General features: G+C 34.0%; 17 protein-coding genes. 8 read left to right on the top strand and 9 right to left on the bottom strand.

Annotated elements, in window-relative coordinates:
- Positions 1 to 2 precede the first annotated feature (2 nt).
- Positions 3 to 1,301, bottom strand: a complete 1,299-nt coding sequence (locus tag MY04_RS09735; protein ID WP_169055527.1) for a hypothetical protein — start codon at positions 1,299 to 1,301, stop codon at positions 3 to 5.
- Between the two features lie 263 nt (positions 1,302 to 1,564).
- Here MY04_RS09735 and MY04_RS09730 point away from each other — a divergent pair, with 263 nt between their 5' ends.
- From MY04_RS09730 to MY04_RS09720, 3 genes are all read left to right on the top strand, one after another.
- Positions 1,565 to 2,440 (top strand): prephenate dehydrogenase/arogenate dehydrogenase family protein, encoded by an 876-nt coding sequence (locus MY04_RS09730; protein ID WP_066209076.1) that lies wholly within the window; start codon positions 1,565 to 1,567, stop codon positions 2,438 to 2,440.
- Between the two features lie 114 nt (positions 2,441 to 2,554).
- Positions 2,555 to 3,313, top strand: coding sequence for a tetratricopeptide repeat protein (locus tag MY04_RS09725; protein ID WP_066209073.1), 759 nt, complete (start codon positions 2,555 to 2,557; stop codon positions 3,311 to 3,313).
- A 250-nt stretch (positions 3,314 to 3,563) separates the two neighbouring features.
- Entirely contained in the window at positions 3,564 to 4,742 is a 1,179-nt protein-coding gene (locus tag MY04_RS09720) for an RluA family pseudouridine synthase (RefSeq protein WP_236941108.1), read from the top strand.
- Between the two features lie 100 nt (positions 4,743 to 4,842).
- On the opposite strand, the gene MY04_RS09715 is transcribed toward MY04_RS09720, so the two are convergent.
- Both MY04_RS09715 and MY04_RS09710 read right to left on the bottom strand, forming a co-directional pair.
- Positions 4,843 to 5,436 (bottom strand): YtfJ family protein, encoded by a 594-nt coding sequence (locus MY04_RS09715; protein ID WP_066209070.1) that lies wholly within the window; start codon positions 5,434 to 5,436, stop codon positions 4,843 to 4,845.
- A gap of 252 nt (positions 5,437 to 5,688) precedes the next feature.
- A complete protein-coding gene (locus MY04_RS09710) occupies positions 5,689 to 5,898 on the bottom strand; it encodes a hypothetical protein (RefSeq protein ID WP_066209067.1) in 210 nt (69 codons plus the stop codon).
- A 237-nt stretch (positions 5,899 to 6,135) separates the two neighbouring features.
- Between MY04_RS09710 and MY04_RS09705 the strand changes: the two genes are divergently transcribed.
- Both MY04_RS09705 and MY04_RS09700 read left to right on the top strand, forming a co-directional pair.
- Positions 6,136 to 7,068, top strand: a complete 933-nt coding sequence (locus MY04_RS09705) for an ABC transporter ATP-binding protein (RefSeq protein WP_066209064.1) — start codon at positions 6,136 to 6,138, stop codon at positions 7,066 to 7,068.
- Positions 7,069 to 7,129: 61 nt separating this feature from the next.
- The gene (locus tag MY04_RS09700) at positions 7,130 to 8,362 is read left to right on the top strand and encodes an ABC transporter permease (protein WP_158297637.1); all 1,233 of its coding nucleotides are present in this window, start codon (positions 7,130 to 7,132) and stop codon (positions 8,360 to 8,362) included.
- 77 nt (positions 8,363 to 8,439) lie between these two features.
- Here the strand turns inward: MY04_RS09700 and MY04_RS09695 are convergent, their stop codons facing one another.
- The gene (locus MY04_RS09695) at positions 8,440 to 11,271 is read right to left on the bottom strand and encodes a PKD domain-containing protein (RefSeq protein ID WP_084005825.1); all 2,832 of its coding nucleotides are present in this window, start codon (positions 11,269 to 11,271) and stop codon (positions 8,440 to 8,442) included.
- 609 nt (positions 11,272 to 11,880) lie between these two features.
- Between MY04_RS09695 and nqrF the strand changes: the two genes are divergently transcribed.
- From nqrF to trhA, 3 genes are all read left to right on the top strand, one after another.
- On the top strand, positions 11,881 to 13,191 hold the full coding sequence (nqrF, locus tag MY04_RS09690) for an NADH:ubiquinone reductase (Na(+)-transporting) subunit F (protein WP_066209054.1): 1,311 nt from the start codon (positions 11,881 to 11,883) through the stop codon (positions 13,189 to 13,191).
- A gap of 203 nt (positions 13,192 to 13,394) precedes the next feature.
- A complete protein-coding gene (locus MY04_RS09685) occupies positions 13,395 to 16,829 on the top strand; it encodes a CHAT domain-containing protein (RefSeq protein WP_066209052.1) in 3,435 nt (1,144 codons plus the stop codon).
- Positions 16,830 to 16,941: 112 nt separating this feature from the next.
- On the top strand, positions 16,942 to 17,559 hold the full coding sequence (gene trhA / locus MY04_RS09680; protein ID WP_066209050.1) for a PAQR family membrane homeostasis protein TrhA: 618 nt from the start codon (positions 16,942 to 16,944) through the stop codon (positions 17,557 to 17,559).
- A gap of 53 nt (positions 17,560 to 17,612) precedes the next feature.
- On the opposite strand, the gene MY04_RS09675 is transcribed toward trhA, so the two are convergent.
- The 5 genes from MY04_RS09675 to MY04_RS09655 all read right to left on the bottom strand — a co-directional run bounded on the left by MY04_RS09675 (position 17,613) and on the right by MY04_RS09655 (position 24,637).
- The gene (locus MY04_RS09675; RefSeq protein WP_066209048.1) at positions 17,613 to 18,170 is read right to left on the bottom strand and encodes a hypothetical protein; all 558 of its coding nucleotides are present in this window, start codon (positions 18,168 to 18,170) and stop codon (positions 17,613 to 17,615) included.
- A gap of 98 nt (positions 18,171 to 18,268) precedes the next feature.
- The gene (locus MY04_RS09670) at positions 18,269 to 20,473 is read right to left on the bottom strand and encodes a SpoIIE family protein phosphatase (RefSeq protein WP_066209046.1); all 2,205 of its coding nucleotides are present in this window, start codon (positions 20,471 to 20,473) and stop codon (positions 18,269 to 18,271) included.
- Positions 20,474 to 20,560: 87 nt separating this feature from the next.
- Positions 20,561 to 21,130 carry a glutamine amidotransferase-related protein gene (locus tag MY04_RS09665; protein WP_066209044.1) on the bottom strand — a complete coding sequence of 190 codons (570 nt, stop codon included), beginning with the start codon at positions 21,128 to 21,130 and terminating at the stop codon, positions 20,561 to 20,563.
- 132 nt (positions 21,131 to 21,262) lie between these two features.
- Positions 21,263 to 23,491, bottom strand: a complete 2,229-nt coding sequence (locus MY04_RS09660; RefSeq protein ID WP_066209042.1) for a hypothetical protein — start codon at positions 23,489 to 23,491, stop codon at positions 21,263 to 21,265.
- 210 nt (positions 23,492 to 23,701) lie between these two features.
- The gene (locus MY04_RS09655; protein WP_084005824.1) at positions 23,702 to 24,637 is read right to left on the bottom strand and encodes a bifunctional methionine sulfoxide reductase B/A protein; all 936 of its coding nucleotides are present in this window, start codon (positions 24,635 to 24,637) and stop codon (positions 23,702 to 23,704) included.
- Between the last annotated feature and the right edge of the window lie 99 nt (positions 24,638 to 24,736).

Genomic DNA, 24,736 nt, shown 5'->3' with positions numbered 1-24,736 from the left:
GGTTACAAGACAATACTTAATGTTTTTCTATTGATCCATTCACAAATTGCTCTTGCACAATCTCGAGCAGTAGCAAAAGAATCGATAGTAATATCTCTTAAGTCGTTGGAAGCCTGTAATGTAAATATTTTTTGATCACAATAATAAGAAATGTACATCGTAAGGTGTTTGCCTTCGATAGCCATTTCTATAAATCCATCCAACTTATTTCCATTAGAGAACATTTTTGTTGGATCGATCTGAATGCCTTCTTGAAATAATATTTCTTCTAAAGCATATAAGCTTTGTTGTTGTATGATTGCTGCATTTCGAATACGTAGTTGCCATTTTCGAAGGGCATCAGAGATTTCTTCTGCAGACTGACAAACGTAAAGGTTTGACTGAGTATGTCTTAACGTATAGAAATAATCTTTTTCTTCCTCATCGAATGTGTAATCGATGGTAAGTATTTGAAACCAAGTGGATTCCCATTCTAAGTATAGCGGACTTGGAACTATGCCAGAAACATCAAAAGTATTGTGCCATACGTTGTAGAAGAAAGCTTCATTTTGTACAACATCAATTTCCATTTTTTTGGATTCTTCAAACAATTCGACCACATCGTCTAACTTTTCTCTAATGAGTAAGTTTGAAGTTTCTTCCTTTTCGAAAAGATTCCAACTGTGCCAGCTAAAGTTTTTCCAAGAAAAGAATTGAAGGTTGTTGAGCCTCTTTTTGTAATCAAAAACAGAGTCTTCGTCAAGTACATATCCAGGATAGTAATATTTTTTATTACTCATTTGAGCGTATTCGATCTCAAATAGCATGGACGTTATACCTAGCGATTGTTTACTGTAAGCAGGATCAAATAATGCGAGAATACTACAGATGCTCTCCTCTCCAATATCAATAAATGAAATAGCGGCAAGATGGTTGCCATCTAGAATTTGCAATTCCCAAGTTTCAAAAGGTGATTCATCATTTCCTTCTTCTTGAAAATAATTTTTTAAAGTAGATGGAGAATTGGGAGATTGAAAACGCCCTTTGTGTTCGGCGTACATCTTCTCTTTAATTGGCGTAATTTCAAGTGGTTGAATCTTAACCTTAAATCCTTGATTTTTTCGGATAAGTTTTCTCTGACTCTTTGAAAATTGAAAATCTTCTAAGACGACACGAATAGGTACAATAGAGTAGACATGCTCTCTAAAGTAGATCATCTCGTAACGAGACATCATTGGTCCATCTCTAAACCAAGCCTCTTTTAAATAGTCGTCTAATGTAGTACCTGTACAGTCTGCAGGCATAAAATAATCAAAAGTCATCGTCATTGTGCCACTTCACGTTCTTTCTGCTCCCAAATAATAAATGAAATACGTACTTTTGTCGCTTGAATGCAAAAAGTTATTGCTATTAACGCTGAGTTTAAAGATTTATAACCTTATAAAAAGGGAGAAATCAATAGTATTCAGCAGATAATGTAATTCGGAATATAAATTTAAAACTGTAAACTTATATTTCAAACACATTTTTCATTATTCAAATTTGATGTAATTTTACGAATATAAAAAAACTAAGTGAGATAATCGTGGAACTAGACAAGCAAAAAATAGGTGTTGTAGGTGGTAATAAAGGTTTAGGTAGTTGGGTAGTGAGTTATTTTCGCTCTAAAGGAATCGATGCAAGGTTCTCTTGTAGAGGAGAAAATTCGGAATTTTCTTCCAATCTAGAATTGGCCTATTGGGCAGATATTGTGGTACTTGCTGTGCCGATTTCTGCCATGTCGAATGTAATGGAAGAAGTATTTCCTGCATTAGACGATAAATATTTAATTGATGTCTGTTCCGTAAAAAAGTTTGTTATTGAGAAGTATGAGCAACTTCGTTCGGTATATACCGAAGTTTTGCCTAAATATATTTCTATGCACCCAATGTTTAGCCATAGGATAAAAAGTTTCGATGGCAACGTTGTTTTATTTAATTACAACGATGGAGCAGAGGACTTAGAACAACAACTTAAAGATACTTTTCTAGCTGATAAAGGGGTAGTTAAGGATGTTCAATACATTAAGCATGATAAATTGATGGGGCTTGTTCAAGGCCTAAATCACTTTAATGTTTTCGTTTCTGCTAAGACAATGGCAAGATTTAACGAAGACTTTGAAGATATTAAGAGTGTTGCTTCCCCACCTTACAGAATTTTTATCGTTTTTTACACTCGCTATGTGATGCAAAACCCAATGCTTTATGCAGATATTCAGATGCGTAACGAATATGTGTACGAAGTAGTTCGAATTTTTAGAGACGAGATGAATAAGCTTTTCGATATCATTCAAACAAGGGATAGAGATCAGTTTATGAGCTACATAACCGATATGCAAGACTTTTTCTCTCAAAATTCTGGAGATATAGAAGTTTCTTCACATCTCATGCAAAAGCTTAGTCAAAAATTAGAAGAGAAGTAGAACATCTTTCAATAAAATTAGTTGATTAATTAAACAATGACAGTTAATCCTAATTTTAAAGTACAAATATAAAGGACACTCAAAAGTAGAGGAGGATCGTCTCAGACGTTATTTATGGAACAATATAATCACGCTGTTAACTTAATAAAAGAAGGTAATTACCAAGAAGCGGTAGCGGAGTTAAATAAAGTAATTGCTCAAGATAAAAACAATGCAGGAGCATTTTATCATCTTTCTGTGGCTCGATATAAAATGAAGGCCTTGGATGGAGCGATCACATCAATAAACAAAGCAATTGACTTACAGCCTTTAAATGCAGACTTTTTTGCACATAGAGGGATCATTCTTCATATGCAGAAACGTTCTAAAAGTGCTTTATTAGATTTTGATAAAGCCGTGAAATTAGAGCCTAATAATGCTTATAGATATTCAAGTAGAGCCTTTATTAAAGCGAATATTAAAGATACAGATGGTGCAATTGCCGATTATCAAAAAGCAATTGAATTGGATCCTGATGACGCTATAGCTCATAACAATTTAGGTCTTATTCAAGAACAAACAGGTGCTTGGGATAAGGCACAAGAATCCTATAAAAAATCAAATGAACTTGTAGGGTATGAAGGGCTAAACCCTGAAAAATCTGAAGTGGATGATCTTCTTAAGGAGTGGAAAAAAGAGAAAGAAGAACAAGAAGCTGAGCAAAAGCGTATCATCGAAGAGAATAAAAAGAAACTTATCGCTGAGCAAAATCAAATTCAACAACAAGGACTTTGGGGAATCGTTAAAAGCGTGTTTACCAACAAAGAAATGTTTAAAGAATTTGTCGCTTTTATAAAGAACGGTTTTAAGCTTCCTTCCAACGAAGAGAAATAAGGACTTTTCTATAATAAAACATCAATGTATTAAGAAAAACATCGTGTACCTTCAACAATGTGTTCACGGTGTTTTTGGTGAAGGTATTTTGTTCTATATTAGAATAGAATATCTTTACTCCATATTTATCGATATTTTTTATTCTTTGAAACTAAAGTGTTCTTTTAAAACAAAAGAAAGTATTAATTGAACATGCTTATGACTTGAAGTCATTTTATCCAATCTAAATAATTTTTGATATATACCAATTATGACTAGAAGAGATAGAACAAGCACTACGAACGAGGATGCAACAAATAACGATTTAACTCACCTAGATGAACAAAAAATGATTGAAGAATCAAAAAATATACGTCGTGATGATGAAGACGATGATTCTTACTTCAGACCTGAAGATTTTAATCTAACAGAAGATGACTTAAAATCAGTTCAGGAATTCGATGAACTAAAAATTGAAGTAGATCCTAAACAGCAACCCCTAAGGATTGATAGGTTTTTAGTAGATAGAATACCAAATTTATCAAGAAATAGAATACAATCGGGTTTAAAAGAAGGACATTTCTTAGTCAATGGTCTGCCTGTAAAACCTAATTATAAAGTCACTCCAGGAGATGTAGTAATGGTATTTATGCCAAAACCAAGATCTACAGAGCTGGAACCTCAAGACATTCCTTTAGATATTGTTTATGAGGACAACGATTTATTGATTGTCAATAAAAAGCCAGGAATGGTGGTGCATCCTGGATTCAATAATACAAGTGGTACTTTAGTGAATGCTTTGGTATATCACTTTAAAGGATTGCCTACTTCTTTCAATGGAGAAGATAAACCGGGTTTGGTACATAGAATAGATAAAGATACTTCAGGATTATTGGTTATAGCTAAAAATGAAAATGCCTTAACGCATTTGGCAAAACAATTCTATGATCACACTATTGAAAGGACCTATCAAGCACTAGTTTGGGGAACGTTTTCTGACCAAGGAGAGGAAGGTACGCTAACCACAATGATTGGTCGTTCTGATAGCGATAGAAGAATGTATACTGTTATTCCAGATGAATCTACTAGAGGAAAGAAGGCAATAACACATTACAAACAATTAAAAGACCTACGTTATGTAAGCTTAGTGGAGTGTAAACTGGAAACAGGTAGAACACACCAAATTCGTGTGCATATGAAACACTTAGGTCACCCACTATTTTCTGATCAGATGTATGGAGGTGATAAGATTTTAAAGGGAGAACGCACTGGAAAGTACAAAACATTTGTGGATAATAACTTTAAGATCTGTCCAAGACAGGCACTTCATGCAAAATCATTAGGATTTGTACATCCTACCACCAATGAGTGGATGCAATTTGATTCTGAAATTCCTCAGGATATGCAAAAATTGATAAAAAGATGGGAAGACTATCTAAAATATAGTTAGGATACCTTATAAATAAAATGAGCCTTCTGATACGAATATCATAAGGCTTTTTATTTGGTCAATTATATTAGGTCACAGGAAAAATTCTCTTGTGTTTATGTTATTTCGATAACTCGAATTGTTTCATTTCTTCTTCTGTGTATTTATGAGCAGTCGACACATTTGCCTTAATCTCATTAATCACAAAGTCGATTTCATCATCATCCATTTCAGCTGCTTTCCAGAAAAGAACTTTTCCTTCAGCATCAACTAATAGAATAGCAAAACTGTTGTTACAATCGCCCGTATTCCAAGCATCTTGCACAAAGCGTTTCGGATCGGTTAAGATCAAAGCATCAGCTTCTTGTTTTGAACGTTTTCTTACCATTCTTGTCATAAAACGAATAACACTATTTGGATAAGGAGAATCAGCAAGGTTAACAATACCATAAGCTAAATATTCATCCTCTGGGAATTTCCATTTTTTTACTTCCTCAATAAATTTTTCATTCATTGATGGTTTATCTGGATCTGGATAAAAGATTAATGTTACTTTTTCTCCAATACCAGGTGTTACGGCAGGTTTATTATTTAAATCTCGGATATCAACTTTCTCAATTTTATCACCACGTTTAAGAGTGGTTTGAGCAAATAGTGTGTTTTGTGTAAAAAGACAAATTACAGAAAGTATAGTAAGTTTTACGATTTTGATCATTTGATAGAATTTGATGTTTAGTTGAAATAACGCTTTCTATCATGTTAAGTTGATTCTATTTAGAATTGTTTGATATCATACAGGAGTTAAAAAACATAAAAAAGCCCTTCAACTGAAGGGCTTAATTATTTCTTAATTCCGGTAAACATCTAAATAGATATTGTTTAGCGTATATTTTTATGATGTGTGTGAAAGGTGTAAAGTGATAGTATAAGCTAATAGAACAAGAAATAGTCGGGTAAAAGAATTATATTATAAAATTTCTTGATTTTCAACGTCGTTTTTCAACTTCTTATCATAAACTTTGCGGTTTAGAAACTCATTTAACTGATCGATGCTGTATGAGCTTTCTATTTCACCCGCTGAATTTATTTTAATCTCAAAACCTTCAAGTTCTCTATTCACTTTTGGTTTTGCTGCTGTACGCTGAAAATTATAGCGTGCTCTAAATGATTTAAACATGGTAGTAATCTTAGGTTTAACATAAATAGTAAGTACTTCAAAGAAGAGCGAAATATGTTTGCGTTTATCAGTAATGGTAGTTAATTAAATATTTAACTTAACACAATTTAAAAAATTATATTTTGATGACCTAGTTGATGTAAACTATTTGCGATCTTTACAAAAAAACAAGCCTATATCGGAAGAAAAGGTTAAATTGCGTACAATTCTATCTTATTTAAATAACATTTACTCAAATTGAATATCCTCGAAGTCAAAGGTTTAACTAAACGATATGCAAACCATATAGCATTAGATAAAGTGTCAATTCAGGTGCCAAAGCAGTGCATTTTTGGTTTGTTAGGACCTAATGGAGCTGGTAAAACATCACTTATTCGATCTATTACTCAAATAATTTCGCCTGAGGAAGGAGAAATATTGTTCGAAGGTCACACTTTAAAGCCATCTGATGTGTTTAAGATGGGGTATTTACCGGAAGAGAGAGGTTTATATAAAAAGATGGGTGTTGCAGAGCAGATTTTATACTTTGCTCAACTTAAAGGAATTTCTAAGAAAGAGGCAAAATCAAAAACTAAAACTTGGTTGGAAAGGCTTTCTTTAATGCCTTGGCATAAACATAAAGTAGAGGATTTATCAAAAGGTATGCAGCAGAAAGTACAGTTTATCTGTACTGTTATTCACGAACCTTCTTTATTAATCTTGGATGAGCCATTTTCAGGGTTCGATCCAGTCAATGCTCAATTAATCAGAGATGAAATCATTCGATTGAAGAATGAAGGTGCCACCATCATTTTATCTACCCATAGGATGGAATCTGTAGAACAACTATGCGACCGTATCGCTTTGATTAATTCATCAAAAAAAATGATCGAAGGAACAAAAAACGAGATCAAAAAAGTATATAGAAATAATCAGTTTGAGTTAACCACAACAGACCCTGTCATAATATCAGAAACACCTCATCAATTAATAGAGGAATCAAGTGAACAGCTATATGGCTACAAACAAACAGTAAAGCTTTTGGATGCTTCGCCTAATGATTTATTGATGGAAGTGATGAAACTTACTACAGTATTGGGAATAAAAGAAAAGATACCAAGTATGCACGATATCTTTTTAGAAACAGTTCAGAACGGTAATATCAAACAAATTGAAGAAGTAGATGCATAAGGTTTTATTAATAGTAAGTAGAGAATACATCACGAGGGTAAGGAAAAAATCTTTCATTATCATGTCCATTCTAGGACCGCTAATGATTGTTGCCTTCTATGGCATCATCATTTGGGCAAGTATTTCTGATGGTGAAGAAAAAGAAATCGCCGTTGTCGATGAATCAGGATTGTTTGAGTCTGTGTTTACATCTTCTGACAATAATTTCAATTTTCATTATTTAAATAGTGAGGTAGATTCAGGGAAAACCTATTTAAAGAATGGAACAATTGATGGTTTCCTTCATATTCCGAAGTCATTTACACTTGAAAAGATGGATGGTGTAATGCTTTACGAAAGTAAAGGCTTGGGAGCGAAAACAGTAACTGATATTGAACGAAAGCTAACTCAAAGAATTAAAACTTTGAAACTACCTCTTTTAGGTGTGACAAAGTCACAAGTAGAAGCATTAAATAAGCCACTTCAAATAAGAACAGTAAACCTTAATAATGATGGAAAAGAATCGGATAGTCATGTGACCGTTTCCTCTGTTATCGGTATTGTTGGTGGATTAGTGATCTATTTCTTTGTCTTTATGTATTCTACCATGGTGATGAAAGGGGTACTAGAAGAGAAGACAAGTAGAGTAGTAGAAGTGATCGTTTCTTCTGTAAAACCTTACGAATTGATGTTGGGAAAAATATTGGGAGTAGGTTTAGTGGGACTAACTCAATTAGGACTATGGATTGTCTTAGGTGCAATTAGTACTACCGTGATTTCTTCTTTTGTAGAAATCCCTTACGAACAAATTCAACAAGCCAATCTACAGAATCAAGCCAATAATTTAGAAGTCGATAAACTATCAGAGATTTTTTACATTCTCCATGATTTTAACTTTATAGGTATGTTGGGAGTATTTATCTTCTATTTCATCTTTGCATACCTCATGTACGCATCATTATTTGCAGCAGTTGGAGCAAGTGTGGATAACGAAACAGATACCCAACAATTTATGCTTCCTGTGACCATGCCCTTGATCTTAGCAATTGCACTTTCAGGAGGAATTGTTTCCGATCCTCAAGGCAGTTTAGCCTATTGGTTTTCTATCATCCCTTTAACTTCTCCTGTAATTATGATGATCCGAATGCCATTTATAGGTTTTGGAGGAGAAGTGTTGCTTTCCATGTTTAGCTTACTAATCGGTTTTGTATTTAGTGTATGGATAGCATCACGTATTTACCGAATCGGATTACTTACGTATGGTAAAAAGCCAACCTATGGAGAGATTTTAAAGTGGATGTTGAGAAACGACTAATATTTACTGAAGGTTATACTAAAAAACAAGCCTCGAATCTACATTCGAGGCTTGTTTTTCTTTATATACAGAAGAAGTTATTGCTTGTAGATTCTCCTAACAATAATTTCATTTCCACTATAAATACGAACAAAGAATTGTGATCCTGATGAATTGATTTCTATGTTTAATTCATCAGAATTTAATTGATCTCCACTGTATGAATTTAGTACTTGACCGTTTTCATCAATTAGTTCAACTTTTGAGGCATTCGTTCCCTTTAAATCAACTGTTACTGTATTTGTAAATGGATTAGGATACACAGATTGTGCTTGAGTAGCTGCCATAGGAGTGGTTGGAGCTTCAATATGAAAGTGTGACCAATTGAATGACCCTATGTAATGGATTGTCCACTGACCATTGATTGGTTTAGGAATGTCTTGACTATACTTATTCGTTAAATCAACTCCATTGATTTCTAATAAATCTAGATTCCAAGAATTAATAATTGGGAAAGGTTCTGATGTTACCCAGCAGAATTCGCCAGCACCATTTTTAACGAAAGGCACAGAGATAGGAGTAGGATTCTCGCAAGGTGCCCATGGATCTACAGTAATAGTAACTGTATCTTGAGCAGATGCACCTTCGTTATCTGTAACAAGTAATACAACTTGATATGTTCCTGTTGTATTAAAAGTATAACTTACTTCTACACCTGTATCTGTAGTACCATCTCCAAAATCCCAATCATAACTTGCAATACTACCATCAGAATCCGATGAACCTGATGCATTAAAACTAACAGTTAGTGGTTCTGTACCTGAAACAGGTGTTGCTGATATTACGGCTACAGGAGGGATATTTGGATGGTTAGGATCGTTTACTACAATCGTTACTGAAGTAGAATCAGTAGCTCCTTTATCATCAATTACTTTAAGTTGAATGGTGTAAGTTCCTTTTTCGGTATATCTTACTGAAGATGTAACTCCAGTTGCAGTATTATCACCAAAGTTCCATTCGTAACTCACAATGCTGCCATCAGGATCAGAAGATAAGCTGCCATCTAAAGAAACATCTAGAGGAGTATTTCCAGAAGTTGGAGTGGCAGTGATATTAGCTGATGGTGATTGATTAACGCTCCCTTCACCATAAACTTCAAATTCAAATAAAGAATACCCCCAACTTGTACCTCTTTGAACTCCATACATTCTAACATATCTAGCCGCTGAAGCAGGGAAAATAATATCATCTTCTCCACCATCACCACTGTTTTCAGTGTATACGGTAGTCCAATTAGTGGCATCATCACTTAATTGTATCTCGTAGCGTTGGCCATAAGCTGCTTCCCAAAATAGTTTCACCTGACTAACCTGATAAGTAGCACCTAAATCAACATAATACCAAGTGGGATCTTCATACGCACTTGACCATCTTGTATTGTAATCCCCATCTGTGGCAAAAATAGGATCTGCCGTAGAGGTTCCTGGTTCGTTTGAAGAACTATAAACTGTAGTTCTAAAAAGGGCTAAATTACCGGTACCAGCCTCTCTAACTGCAATATTAAATTCAGAGATAGCAGTTAATCCACCTGCATCTGTAACTTCTATAACAATTGTAGCTTCACCAACCATTTCAGAAGTGAAACTTAATCCTACCTGATTTTCGCTATTAATACTAACCGAAACTAAACTTGGATTGGAGTTACTTTTTACACTGAATGTTAGTGGATCATTATCTGGGTCATTAGCGATAGAATCTAAATCAACGTAATTACTGACAGGATCTGCATTTCTATAAAATAATCCATTGTCAATTTTACTGATAGTTGGGAAACGGTTTCTTCCTGATTCAATCTGAATATCTGGATAATCTCTGATGCTCTCCATTAAAGCAACCATATTTGTACGGTAAGGTTCAATTTGTCCTTTTTCGCCATACCATTGCCAAGACATCGCTCCAGCATATTCTGAGTTATAAAGTAAATCATGATATGTCTGCCAAGCGATCCCTTTTGCATCCAATGGATAAAACTCACCTACCAAGATAGGTTTATCAAGTTGCCAATAAGAAGCAGGATGATGCATTACAGAGATTTCATTATTCATCCAGTCATAATAATGTATCTGATAAAAATCTAGTACACCTAAGCTATCACCACCTGCATTAATTAACTCCCCATCGCTGTAATAATTCTTGTAAATTGGATTTTGTGAATTATAAATATCTGTACCAGCGTACATCGACCAAGTACCATTTGTTACTTGTGCTTCGGGATCAACTCTATGAATTGCACCTGTACAACGGTTGACAAATCGTTGAATAACACTCATAGGAACATGTCTTGTATGTGACCAACCGAATTCATCACTCATACCTTCAGGTTCGTTAAAAATCTCCCAAGCACCTACCGCCGGATGATCCTTAAAAGCTTCTACCATTGGAATTAGTGCATTGTCTATATACGCTTGAACATTCGCTTCTTCTGTCAGAATTTTATACCCTTGTTCTGAAACCTCAAGAGGGTAGTCACGATTATTAAGCATATCAAATGACCACAAACTCATGACTAAAACGATGTTGTGATTATAAGCTAAATTGAGAACACCTCTCATGTCTTCAATATGACTTTCTTCAAGTCCTATACATTTGCCATTACCATCCAAGTTAGGATTGTTCGCTCCATTAATATGGATCCAAAGACGCATAGAGTTTCCACCAGCATTTTCAAAGTTGGTGAACACCTCATCAAAATAATCGAAATTTGTCGCTCCAGGGCCAAAATCATTTGCAAATTGATCCCAAGCTAGGTTGCCTCCATTCATGAAGATTTTTGTTTTAGTTCCGTCAGACTTTTCTACGATTAAACGGTTTTCTTGAGCATGAGCAAAAAGTGCCATGCACAATAAGCTAAGTATTATGATTGTTTTCATAGTTGGATTGATTTTCTATTTAGTTAGTATTACACTATTTAAATAAGTACCTCACCATGTTTGAGCTCGTTGTGTTACAGTGAAGTCCTATGGTTGAAAATTTTTAGCATGCTAAATAACTAACTTGAATGTAGGAGTTATAAAATGTAGAATCAATTGATGTCCTAATAGTGAAGTAATACAGCTTCTATATTTAAGTACTGATTTAATTTTTTCCACCAATTTAAAAATTTCCACCTTCATTTTGTAGATTATCTGATATCACTCCATCATCAAAAATGTCGTAATCAGTGTAGTAATATTTTATTATTCGATGGGTGTTTTAAGGTTTGAAGGAATCTTTTTTTAATGATGTTGGATTAAAAATAAAATGACGATTTAACTATTGAAGAGATAGAATACAGTAGGCATAAAACAAATCCATTAATCTATAATTTGTTGATATGTATGGTGACAAATCTGTAAAAAAGAAGTAAATGTGTAAATAGATTATAAATACAGCACTTTTATATTTTTTAAAGCCTTTTTTCTTTTAATCAGAAAGAATGCCTTTTATATTTGTAGCCATATAAAAATAGTTTTACACTTATTTTTTCACAAATTTTTATCATGGAACTATCAGTAGTAGTACCTGCAGCGATTGTGGCCTTTACGGTCTTGATCCTGTTATTGGTTTTTGTACTCCTGTTCGCCCAGATGAAGTTAGTACAAAGTGGTGACGTTAAGATCGTTCTTAACGGTGACGAATCAAACCCAGTAGTTGTAGCTGCGGGTTCAACACTTTTGACTACACTTTCAGCGCAGAAAATCTTTTTGCCTTCTGCATGTGGTGGCGGTGGTACTTGTGCGATGTGTAAATGTCGCGTTACAGACGGTGGTGGAGATGTACTCCCAACCGAAGTAGGTCACTTATCTCGTGCCGAACAACATGAAAACGTACGCCTTGCTTGTCAGGTTAAAGTAAAAAATGACATGCAAGTTCAAATACCAGAAGAAATCTTCGGAATTAAGAAATGGGAATGTGAAGTTGTATCTAACTACAACGTAGCAACTTTCATTAAAGAATTCGTTGTGAAGCTTCCTGAAGGTGAGACATTGGACTTCGAAGCAGGTGGATATATTCAGATTGACGTACCAGAGGTAACTGTAGACTTCAAAGACATGGACATCACTGCTCACCCTCGTATGGGTAAGAAAGCTGATGAGTTCCAACCAGATTGGGATAACTTTGGTCTTTGGGATCTTAAAATGGTGAACGATGAGGAGATCTTCCGTGCTTACTCAATGGCTAACCACCCAGCTGAAGGTAACATCGTCATGTTGAACATCCGTATCGCAACTCCACCTTGGGATAGAGCGAAAAACGGTTGGATGGATGTGAATCCAGGTATCTGTTCTTCTTACGTATTCTCACGTAAGCCAGGTGACAAGGTAACTGTTTCAGGTCCTTATGGTGAATTCTTCATCAAAGACACAGATGCTGAAATGATTTATGTAGGTGGTGGTGCAGGTATGGCGCCAATGCGTTCGCACTTATTCCACTTATTCCACACACTAAAAACTAACCGTAAGGTTCAGTTCTGGTATGGTGGTCGTTCACGTCGTGAATTATTCTACGAAGAAGATTTCGCTAAGATTGAAGCTGAATTCCCTAACTTCAAGTTCTACAAAGTATTGTCTGAGCCTCTTCCTGAAGATAACTGGACAAACAAGACTAGCTTGGATGATAGCGAAGGCGATGGTTACACTGGTTTTGTACACCAAGCTTTAATCGATAACTACTTATCGAAACACGATGAGCCAGAGGAAATCGAATTCTACTTCTGTGGTCCTCCTATGATGAACGCAGCGGTAATTAAGATGACGGAAGACTTTGGTATTCCAAAAGAAAATGTATCGTTTGACGACTTCGGTGGTTAATCAACACATTTTTATAGATATAAAGAAAGACTGTTCGAAAGAGCAGTCTTTTTTTGTTAAAAAAGGGGATTATATCATTTTGTTGTTAAGTTTTATTAACTTTACCGTAATTATATGATATCATATAACAATCTGTACTTATATCTAAATTAACCCCATTGATGTTGGAAGTGTCTAGCATTCAATTTATTATCCCCTAATTGATGTTGAAATACTTTATTTTACTACTTTCTTTATATTTATTTTCACATACATTATTTGCTAATCAAACAATTAACCCAGACGTAATTAAATCTTTACAAGAACAAGGAAGATTTGAAGAAGCCAAAAAATTAGCAAATACTTGGATAAGTGAAACAGAAAATGAATATGGAGACCATGCCATAGAGGTGGTCATTCCTTTATTGGTAACTTCTGAATTATCAATCCTTCATTACGAATATTTTGAAGCTATAGAGTTGTTGAACAAATCCATTGAAATAATGGATAAGTCTTCAGGGTGGCTATACCCTGATTATGCCTTAGCTCTAAATTATTTGGCCTTTTGTAAGATTAATGTGGGAGATGCTTTTGCTGCTTTTCCTATTCTTAATGAGGCCGAAATGATTTACTATAAAACATTAACGCAACAACACCCAGATTTTAATTTGTGCAATATCAATAGAGCAATTTTGAACATGCACCTTGGTGAGTTTCAAAAAAGTGAAGACTATTTTAATAAATCATTTGAATTTGCAGCCAACCTAAACAAGAGTGGATTAAAGAGTAAATCGGAGAATACAATTAGTAAGGAATGGTTATATATCTATTTCGCCAAACTATACACTAAATGGTATAAACCAGAAAAGGCAATCGTTTTATTAGAAAAAGCACAAGCAGGATTAATCGAAGACAATTGCAAGAAAAGCCCTGTATATGCGATTCTTCTAGAAGCCCTAGCCAATCATTATTTCTATATCAATGATTATAAAATGTCTTATACGTTTTATAACAGCCTAATAAGCCACCGTAAAGAGCATTTTGGTGAAAATCAATTAGCCACTATTATGGCCTATTTAGACTTAGGTAAATTGATGGCTGAAAAAGGGTACTTAAAGGAAGCTTTGAATAATTATTCAGTAGTTGAAAAAAATCTATCAAAATTTAAAAATAATAGTAACCTAAGAACGGAATTGATGCTTTGTATTACTGATATCCATTTACAAAAAGGAGACACAGAAAGTACAAAACAATATCTTGATAAAATTAGCAAAGATGATTTAGGGAAAAGAGAACTGTATTACCACTACTTAAAGATATTAGGTGAATACTATTTCCTTCAAGGAGATTACATAAATGCAGAACTTAATTTGATGGAATTGGTCTCTATCGTTCGTCAAGAAAAAGTATTCTTTACAGAATATTATAGCGAAGCCATTGTGATTCTATCCGACCTCTTTATCACTCTCGGAAGAACTCAAAGTGCCATTGGTATTTGCGAAACAGAAGTACGTTTTCTTAAGAGAAGAGGTATGGAAAATAGTGTGGTGTATCAAAACTTAAAACTAACCCTTCTGAATGCTCAGTTTAATGAAGATATGTTGGATAGCATTCAAACTTTGGAAGACATTAAAACAGTAGAAGATCAGTTGACGTTACTGGTAAACCCTAAACACCCTTTGTTTATTAAATCAAATACGATTAGAGGGGAGATAGCTACTAAAAAAGAAGAATTTGATCAAGCCATCGCTTATTTCCACAAAGCGATTGAGATCGCCAATTATCATGGAATTGATGAAATGCAATATCAAAGAATAAAAATTATTGACTTAGCAGGAAGTATTTTTATTAGGAAAGGGGAGTTGGATAAAGCCTTGGATGAGTACAGAGTCATCAAAGGTAAATTCACTGAAGAGTCGGTATATTGGCCAGGTTATTTAGGAAGGATTGCCTATGTGAAATCTCTTTTAGGTGAATGGGAAGAAGCAAAAGAATTAGCGATTAAAGGAGTAGATATGCGATTTAAACAATACGATACGCAACTCAATTTTACTTCTGAAGATGAAAAAATCAACTATATTCATCACACTTCAGGTATCTTCAATTACTTTTTTAGTTTGATGACCAAAAGGGAAGGGTTTAAATCTCAAGAAATGGTAGAAAAGTGTTACGACCTTCAAATCAATTATCGTAAGTACTTTTTGAAAGAATCGATTGCCCGAAAAGCGAAAATAGATCAGCTTGGAAAGTATCGAAACAAGATGAACTTTTCTGATTATGTTAACCACTTAGAAGCACAGAAATCTAAGTTAGCGACCGCAAACTACCTATCTGTTAAAGAACGAAATGATCTTCATATAAATTCTTATATGCTGACAGACCGTATTAATAATTTAGAGAAGTCGTTAAGTTTTGCTTCTGAAACTGATGAAGATTCTCTTCAATTATCTGAGTATGTTACATGGAAAGATGTACAAGATAAATTAGACGATAATGAAGTAGCTGTTGAAATCATTAAGTTGAAATGTATTAATCCAAAAGAGTCATTTTATGTGGCAATTGCAGTATCATCAGATTGTAAAACACCACAATTTATTCCCATCGGAAATGCAGCATTGATGGAAAACGACTTGTTTACTGTTTATACAAAGGAAACACAGCCTAAAACAAGGTCATTAGTATTTAAGAGTAATTCTGCGCCTAAAGTTTCTGCATACGATCTTTACTGGAAACCTATACAGAAAGGATTAGATTCCTTTAAAGATAATATCGATAAAATATACATCAGCAAAGATGGTATATATAATGCAGTGAATTTGAATGTGCTTTATAATAAGGAAACAAAGAAGTATTTAATTGAAGAAGAAGACATTGAATTAGTCATTAGCACATCAGATATCCAAAAAAATATTAAGATGTCAGATTTTAAGAATAATGAGATCTGCCTTTTTGGTAACCCGGCTTTTGAGGAGAGTTCAGAATCTAATTTTATAAGAGAAGTAGACGAATCATCTTCTGAACAAGAGAAGTATTCGTTTTATCTTACAGATTTACCTGGAACCAAAACAGAGTTGGAAAACACAGAAAACCTATTTAAAAGTAAGGGTTGGAATGTGAGTACCTATTATAGAAACAATGCCACAGAAGGGAATATCAAAAATCTGAAAAACTCACCGGCAATTATGCATATTGCAACTCATGGTATCTATATTGATAAGATGATCAACCCTATTTTACAAAACTCATTATTAAAATCAGGTTTGTTTTTTACAGAGGTGACATCCAATAACAATAAGTCTTTAGAAGAGATATATCAATCAGGGAATGATGGATTGTTGACCGCATATGAAGTAAAAGACTTGGATCTTAAGAATACATCCTTATTAATTTTATCAGCCTGCCAATCCGGAGTATCTGATATATCCGACGGGGATGGTATTTCAGGGTTACAATATGCTTTTAGTATCGCTGGAGTAGAATCGATTGTTATGAGCCTTTGGAGTGTAGATGATTTGGCTACCCAAAAGTTGATGAATGAATTTTACAAACAATGGTTTGAAACCAAAGATATTGATAAAGCATTTCGTGCTGCACAAATCAAAATGATGAAAGAATACAAAGATCCTTATTATTGGGGAGCCTTTGTGATGGTTCATTAATCTACATAATTTCAAAATAAAATTCATTTTAACACATTTTAATATACAAATGGATGTTTAATGCGGTCTTAATAGTGAATGAATAATCATTTATAAATAAACCTATTTTAAGATGCACATTATTACCCGAGATAAAGAAGAAATTGTAAATACAATTACCCATGGGTTGGGAGTGGTATTAAGCATTGTGGCAATGGTGTTGTTACTAATAAAGGCAGATTCAACAACACAATATGTAGTGTATTCTATTTTTGGAGTAAGTATGATTTCCCTTTACTCATCTTCAACTGCTTATCATTTAATTGCCATAGAAAAAGTAAAACTGTTTTTAAGAAAATTAGATCATAGTGGAATATTCCTTTTGATTGCAGGTACCTATACACCCTTTGCCTTTCTATCACTTGAACAAAGCGGTGGATTGTATATTGGAATATTAGTTTGGGTAATTGCTTTGGCAGGAATGATATACAAGTTATTTTTCAAGATAAAATATGCTTGGTTATCCAATTTAATGTATTTAGCAATGGGGTGGATTGCTGTTTTTAAACTATCTACTTTGCATGCAGAATTACAAGAAGGTTTTTGGTTTCTAATAGCAGGAGGTGTTGCTTATTCTGTGGGAGTGATATTCTATGCAATGAAAAAATTACCGTATTCACATGCTATATGGCATTTATTTGTGCTCTTGGGAAGTGCATTTATGTTCTTAAGTGTGTACCTATTTACATAAAAAAAGAAGTTGTCTGACCTTTACTGTAATGACAACTTCTTTTTTGGTTTATCTTAAAGATCTGAACTGATCATTCCTTTCTTTTTATTGACCATCTCTTCATCGAGTTGATCGGGCTCTTCCATTCTAGGAGCAATATAAACTATACCATGCCAACGGTGCCCAATTTCATCATGATAAATTCCTAGAGAATACACAGATATTTGATTTTTTCCATTAATCACTTTGTCCAATTCTTTGTAGAAAAGCCATTTAAACTTATCGTTTTTGACTCTTTTCCAATTGTCTGCATTCAGAAAGGCTTTTTCGATGTATCTAAGACTAGTTTGAATCCCTTCGATATCACCATTCTTAAAAATGATCTGCACCTTTACTAATTTGTGGTTTTCGTAGATAGGTAAAAGATAAGCGTCTTCATCAAGAAATTTGATTTTAAAATCGCCATTTACCTCTCTATTTGATTTAAGTGAATTTCTCAAATAGTTTTCTACTTCTTCACCAGTCATTCCAGTGTAAAGTTCCTTGTAGAGCTTGATTTCCTTAGTTTTATCCACTTGAGCATAAGCAATACTGGAAAGTGCAATAAGTATAATGAGTAATAGGTTTTTCATAGTCTTTCAATTTTTAGAAAAATAATAAATTGAAAGACTACCACAGATATATACTCAATATATTCTTAATCAAGTGAAAGCATTTATTGATATAATGATTAATTCAATTTGAATCCAAAAATAAGTAGATCATCAAGTTGCTTGTGATTCCCTTTCCACTCATTAAATACATTACTTAAATGTTCTCTTTGATGTTCCATACCGAAAGTATTAATCGATTCGAATTCAACTAATAAATTCTTTCTCATGAACTTTTTATTTTCTGGTCCCCCAAACTGATCTTGGAAGCCATCCGAATAAATATATAAGGTATCATTTGGTTGTACAGGAATGCTGTGTTTCTCAAACGTTACTTGTTTTCCTTTGTTTAAGTTACCACCCACATGTCTATTTACTCCTTTATGTAATGTAGCTTTACCTTCTGAAACTACGACCAATGGATTCTTAGCACCGGCATATTCAATGGTATCAGCATCAGGAGGAATAACGACTACAGCAGCGTCCATACCTTCTCTAGAAGTCGTATTTTGTCCTTGATGCAAAGCTTCGGCAATGTATTTATCAATTTTCATTAAAATAGCCTCTGGAGAAATTTCTCCTTCGATATTTACTACTTGATTGAAAAGTGTATTTCCCATCATCGACATAAATGCTCCAGGTATACCGTGCCCTGTACAATCCAAAGCGGCAATAACCACATGCTTTTTCTTTTTACCTACCCAATAAAAATCTCCAGATACAATATCTCTTGGTTGATAAAAAACAAAGTGTTGCTTCACTAAACTAGAGATGTAATCATGGTCGGGAAGCATTGCATTTTGAATCTTAGATCCCGCATGAATGCTTTCTTCGGTCTTTTTATTTTGATATTGTAAAGTGGTTAACGCATTCTGAAGTTTATCTGCTGAAGTACTGATTTCAATATTTTGTTCCGATATTTTTAAGTTTTGTTTTTCCAACTCACGGTTTGCCTTCTTTTTATTGGTCGCTATTCTAAACTGAAAGAAACCAACGGAAGCAATAAATATTAGAAGTAAAGCCAAAGACAATGATGCCCATTTTTGTTTTTCAATAAATACTCCTTGCAGTTCATTCTTTTGTTCTAGTAATTGAATTTTCTCTTCTGCTTGCCTTTCCGTTTCTTCCAATAGATTTTTTAGATAGAATTTATCTCCTTCAAGATTATTCAATTTTGATTTCTGTTGATCCAAATACGTTTTTAATAAAACGGCTGCTTGTTCTTCATCTAATTGATTAATAGAGTCGAGAAATGAATAATGTTGCTTCAGTTCTTTTAAAGTGTTTCTAAGGTGATCCAGTTCCTCTTGATCCGGATTGCCAAACAATGCCAATTCTTCTTTAACGGCTCTATTGTATTGAGATTGAGAGATTTCTCCTCTATAGTAGCGCATAGAGTTTTTATAGGATAACGCTTCCGCATAATTGGTTTTGAAATTAAACGGTTCGTCCAAACTTCTAAACTTGCTACTTAGATATTGAGTGTTCAAAAACTTTTGAAGTATGTCTACAGCACTAGAAAAATAAGTATAAGCCTTTGATAAGTTGTTTTCTCTCATATACACTCTACCTAGGGTTACCTTTCCTATGCCCTCAAGATAAGGTTGCTTTCTGCTTTTTGATGCAGAAACAGCTGCGAGCATATACTTTTTAGATATTTTTCTCTGTTTGTTAGAATTAGTATAATTCGCTTTTCCCAATCCTAATTCAGACATGATGTAGACCTTTTTATATTTATATTTTGTCGATATTTTTTTAGAGACACTAAAATAGGAAGCCGCAGTTTTTTTATTTTCTTTCTCCAATTCCAAAAAACCGAGATTAAGCAATGAAATACATTCCATTTCATATTGCTTCGATATTTTCGAAAGCGATCGAGCGTTCTTATAAGTCTTATCTGCTAGATCATGTTCATTTTGAGTATTGTAAGTCGTGCCCAAATCTAAAAGTATCACTACCGTTAAAGGATCACTTTTAATTTTCTTTGCCAAAGCTAAAGCCTCTTGATGCAAAGCGATTGCCTCTTCAAACGTAGAAAAGTTTCGGAAGATAATTGCCTTTGTGTTTGTTGCTTCAATGATTGCCTCTTTATCCCTTAATTTTTTAGCAATCTTAATGGCTTTATTCACAATACTAATAGGCATACTGTGTTGATGAGGTGAATTTATTTGATGCCTCAAAGCCAATTGCGAAAGTTGTGAAACTTTTGCAGGGGAGTCTTCTAATTTTTCGACTTGTTTTAAAGTAATATCTTCATTGATCTCATTTGCTAATGAAAATTGCATAAAAGCAAAGTTGAAAATGAATAGTAAAACGATGAAAGAGTAATTGATAGTTGCCAATTTTTATTTATTATTAGTAGTTAGTTCTAACTAAGAGCAAAAGTATAACCAATTTTTTATTAACTGATGTCCATTTGTCGTACTCACCTCTGGGTGGAATTGAACACCATACCATGGTTTTGTTTTATGTTTCATTGCTTCATTAAAACAACTCTCTGAGTCTGCGAGCAATAAAAAATGATCAGTAATAGAAACACTCTCACAATGGTCCTCAATAAATTCAGCATCTTGTGGTATTTCTTCAAATAAAGGATCAATAATTAATTGATGAATTGCTTCTTGATCTCTTTTTTCTTGAGTGAGCGTTACTTTACCTCCCTCTAATATACCAAGCATTTGATGACCAAAACAAATTCCTAATACAGGTTTATCTAATTCAAGTAAGGGAGAAAGTAATTTGATATAAGGAGCAGGATCTTCTTTATGTAATAATATGGGAGCTCCTGATATTATTATCTTATCATGTGAATTGAAAATATCAAGAGTAACTTTTTCTAGATCAATTAGTGTATAATCAAGTCCTTCTTTACTTAATAGGTCAGCGATTTGAGGTGTTTTAGTTGATCCTGAGTTGATGATTAGATGCTTTATTTCGTTCATATGTTTATCTAGAGTTGATGACAATAGCTGTATTATCCGGTATGCAAATACTAAATTAAAAAAAAACAGTCGTAATAAAATATATTACGACTGTGCTCGATTAATTAGAGGTTGTAAATGTAGAAAAGTTAATCAATCTCTTATTAAAATTCTTTCTGTAAATCTTTTGTCAGGTAAGATTACTTCAACGAAAATAATTCCATGGTGTCCCTCGACTAAATAATGGTGGGAGTGTTCAGCATCGAATTCATCAATAAGCTGACCATGTGAATTAAAAACTCTAACCTTATAGTGGTCATAACTGTTTAAATTAATGTTTAAGTAATCTCCATTTTTAATTGGGTTAGGATATGTTGATATTATATGGTTCTTATCGTTATTCTTCACTAGAACGGGATCATAGTAGGTCTTCGTTCCATCAAAATCAATTTGTACAAGTCTGTAGTAGAATTCTCCAAATGCAGGGTTCCAAGCATCCAATATGTGGTAATCGTTTCTAACATTACTATTACCTGATCCTCGTATTCTACCCACTTCATCCCACGTAGTCTTGTCATTACTCTTTTCTATGACAAACTCATCATTATTAATTTCTGTAGCAGTTGCCCATTTAATAAAGACACCGTCTTCTACTAATTCTGCATTAAAATGAATGAGCTCTACAGGGAGATCCATACTTCCTTCATAATGTATTGTAAATGGACTAAAACTAGTAATCAGATTAGAAACAATCTCTCCAGAACTTGCACTTCCTGATGGTGTCCCTTCATGGTCATCCCACTTTATACCATCCCATCTCACCACTTTTAAATTGTCTGCCTCGGGAGTATTCGATGTTCTGCTATTCCAAGATAAGGTGACAGTTACATTAGAAGAACCAGCATCTCTGTCTAAGATCCAGTATTCATTGGCATTAATATGTTTGCTTAACGATCCGGCAAGAGCAGTAGAGTCGTACCCTGCTGCATTCGGTGAGGCGTAATAATAAGAAGCAGTAAATTGATCTGTGGTGACAGCAGGGGCTGACATTGTAATTGGACGGTAATACGTTCCGTCGCCTACAGGAAAAACAAAAGCATCGTTCCCTTTCTTGGTGACTTTACAATTGGCATGTGCAATATCTTCTGGATAATATGTGCCATTGTCTATAATAGTGGCATTATCTTCAAGTATAATACCTATGGAACTGTTAGCAGCTTCGAAGTGACCATATTGGAAGCCTATTGAACCGGTTACAGTCAAATCATCTTGAAGAGTAACGGTGACATTGTTATAGACATATACATTATCAAACTTATTTCCTCCTGTGGTCAATTTGATTTCAGAGTTGGAGGAGCCTTCCACATATAAAGAAAAATTACTACCTGTAACGGATCCACCACTAAAATCGGCATCATCGTATATTTCAAAGTAGTTACTATTAATTTCTTCCATCATGTTAATGATTCCACTATTCATCTTCAATGCCCCCTGAATATAAATGTCTGAAGTTCCTGTGATGTTGGAAAAATCAACTGTACCTCCGTTCATTATTAAACCATCTATAAATAGAGTTTCATTGGTGGTCCCTATATTAGGGATGAAATTACCACTGTTAAGTGTAGTCGTACTATCGATTTGTATATCTCTTTTTACATTCGGAGCAAAAATACCTTGATTGATATTTAAATAGCGTTGTACTCTTAGATCTCTACAGGAATCGGATTGAATGATGACAGAATCAGTCGCTGAGTCTGTATTGATGGTAAGATCGTAAAACCATACGTCTAAGTAACTTGTCAGTTTTGATATACCAATGGAGACTCGATCTTGATAAGAGGCAGTCATAATAAATTCGCCTCCACTAATTGTCCATGACCCCGAATTACATTTTATACTACCGCCAATGGTAATTGTACCACCCGTTATAGTAACGTGCTGTCTTCCGGGTCTTATACTCCAATAAAAATTGCCTCCAATATTTACATTACCTGAAGACATTGTAAAATAGCCTTCCGATTCATATTCTCCAGTACCCGTAAAGTGATTGGTCACATTAAGGTTCCCATCTTCGATAATAAATTCACCATAACGGTGATCCATATAAAAGTTACTACAGTTTAGCGTGCCGCCAGAAATGATTTTCAATTCGTTCTGGTTGGTGATATAAAAGTCGGCGATGGTCACTGTTTCATCTATTATTAAAGTATCAGTAGCCGAATTATCAATCACAACATCATCTGATGAAGTTGGAATAGAGGAGGGGCTCCAATTATCGGCGTCATTCCAATCGGTACTTTTAGTGCCTAACCAAGTGATAGTTGATGCTTTTGATATACTTAATGATAGTAAGCATATGAATAGCATTTGGGTAATTCTCATAGTTTGGGTGTTTAAAAAAAGCTGATGTAAACTTTTAAACATACGTGGTTTAAATTCAGTTCACATATCTATTTGTATGAGAATCTTAAAGGGTTAAATAATTCAATACTGATATTAAAACTTGAAATGTTGAAATTTATGATGGGAAAACAAAAAAAAGACTGCATCAATATTATATGAAACAGTCTTAATCAATTTCTTTAATTTGAACTAAAAGCGCTCAATCTTTACATGGCAATAAGGCTTTTTCTTATTCTTGAAATAATACATTTGATGATACTCTTCAGCATCCCAGAATGTATCTGCCATGGTTACTTGGGTAACGACATTATAGCCATTATCTTTTAATTCTTTAATCAATTTCTTTGCTATAATTTTTTGATTTTCATTCTTATAGAAGATTTCAGATCTATATTGTTTTCCTACATCTGGACCTTGTCTATCTATTTGTGTTGGGTCGTGAATTTCAAAAAATAGACGAGCCAATGTCTCATAGGATACTTTTGATGGATCATAAGTCACTTTTAATGCTTCTGCATGTCCTGTATCAGTGTAACAAACTTCTTTATAGGTAGGGTTATTTTTCGCTCCGCCAGTATATCCAACACTAGTATCAATAACACCATCTAATTCAGCAAAGAAGTACTCCACACCCCAAAAACAACCACCAGCAAAAATAGCTTCTTCTGTTGTAGCAGGCATTTCTTTTTCCTCAGGAGAGAAATTTAAAGATACAGAGTTCACACAATGTCTAACGTTTTTATCAGTTAATCTTTCTCCTTCGAAAACATGTCCAAGGTGGGCATCGCAGTTCGCACAAAGAATTTCAGTACGTCTACCGTCCGCATCTACTTTTCTTTTTACTGCCCCTTCGATTTCATCATCAAAAGCAGGCCATCCACAATGAGCATCAAACTTATCTCCCGATTTATATAATGGTGCATCACATCTTTTACAGGTATACACTCCATCTTCAAAGAAAGCATCGAATTTTCCTGTTCCCGGACGTTCTGTTCCTTTATTTACGATAACATATGTTTCAAAATCATTCAGTTTATTCCATTCTGTTGGTGATTTTTTCATATTCTGAGCATTTATCAAGGTGGATATAAATAATAGAGCAATTAATTTGATAATCTTTTTCATAGTAATAATGTTTTGTTGATAAGCGGTTAAGCTATCGCATAGGTGTATAATTTGATATTACAAGTTTAGTAAAGTTGATATAATCAAAATGTGGTACAC

It is taken from the genome of Flammeovirga sp. MY04, assembly GCF_001682195.2.
GTDB classification, from domain to species: Bacteria; Bacteroidota; Bacteroidia; order Cytophagales; family Flammeovirgaceae; genus Flammeovirga; species Flammeovirga yaeyamensis.
The sequence above is the reverse complement of the archived record's forward strand: the minus strand, read 5'-3'. Positions and strand labels throughout refer to the sequence as shown.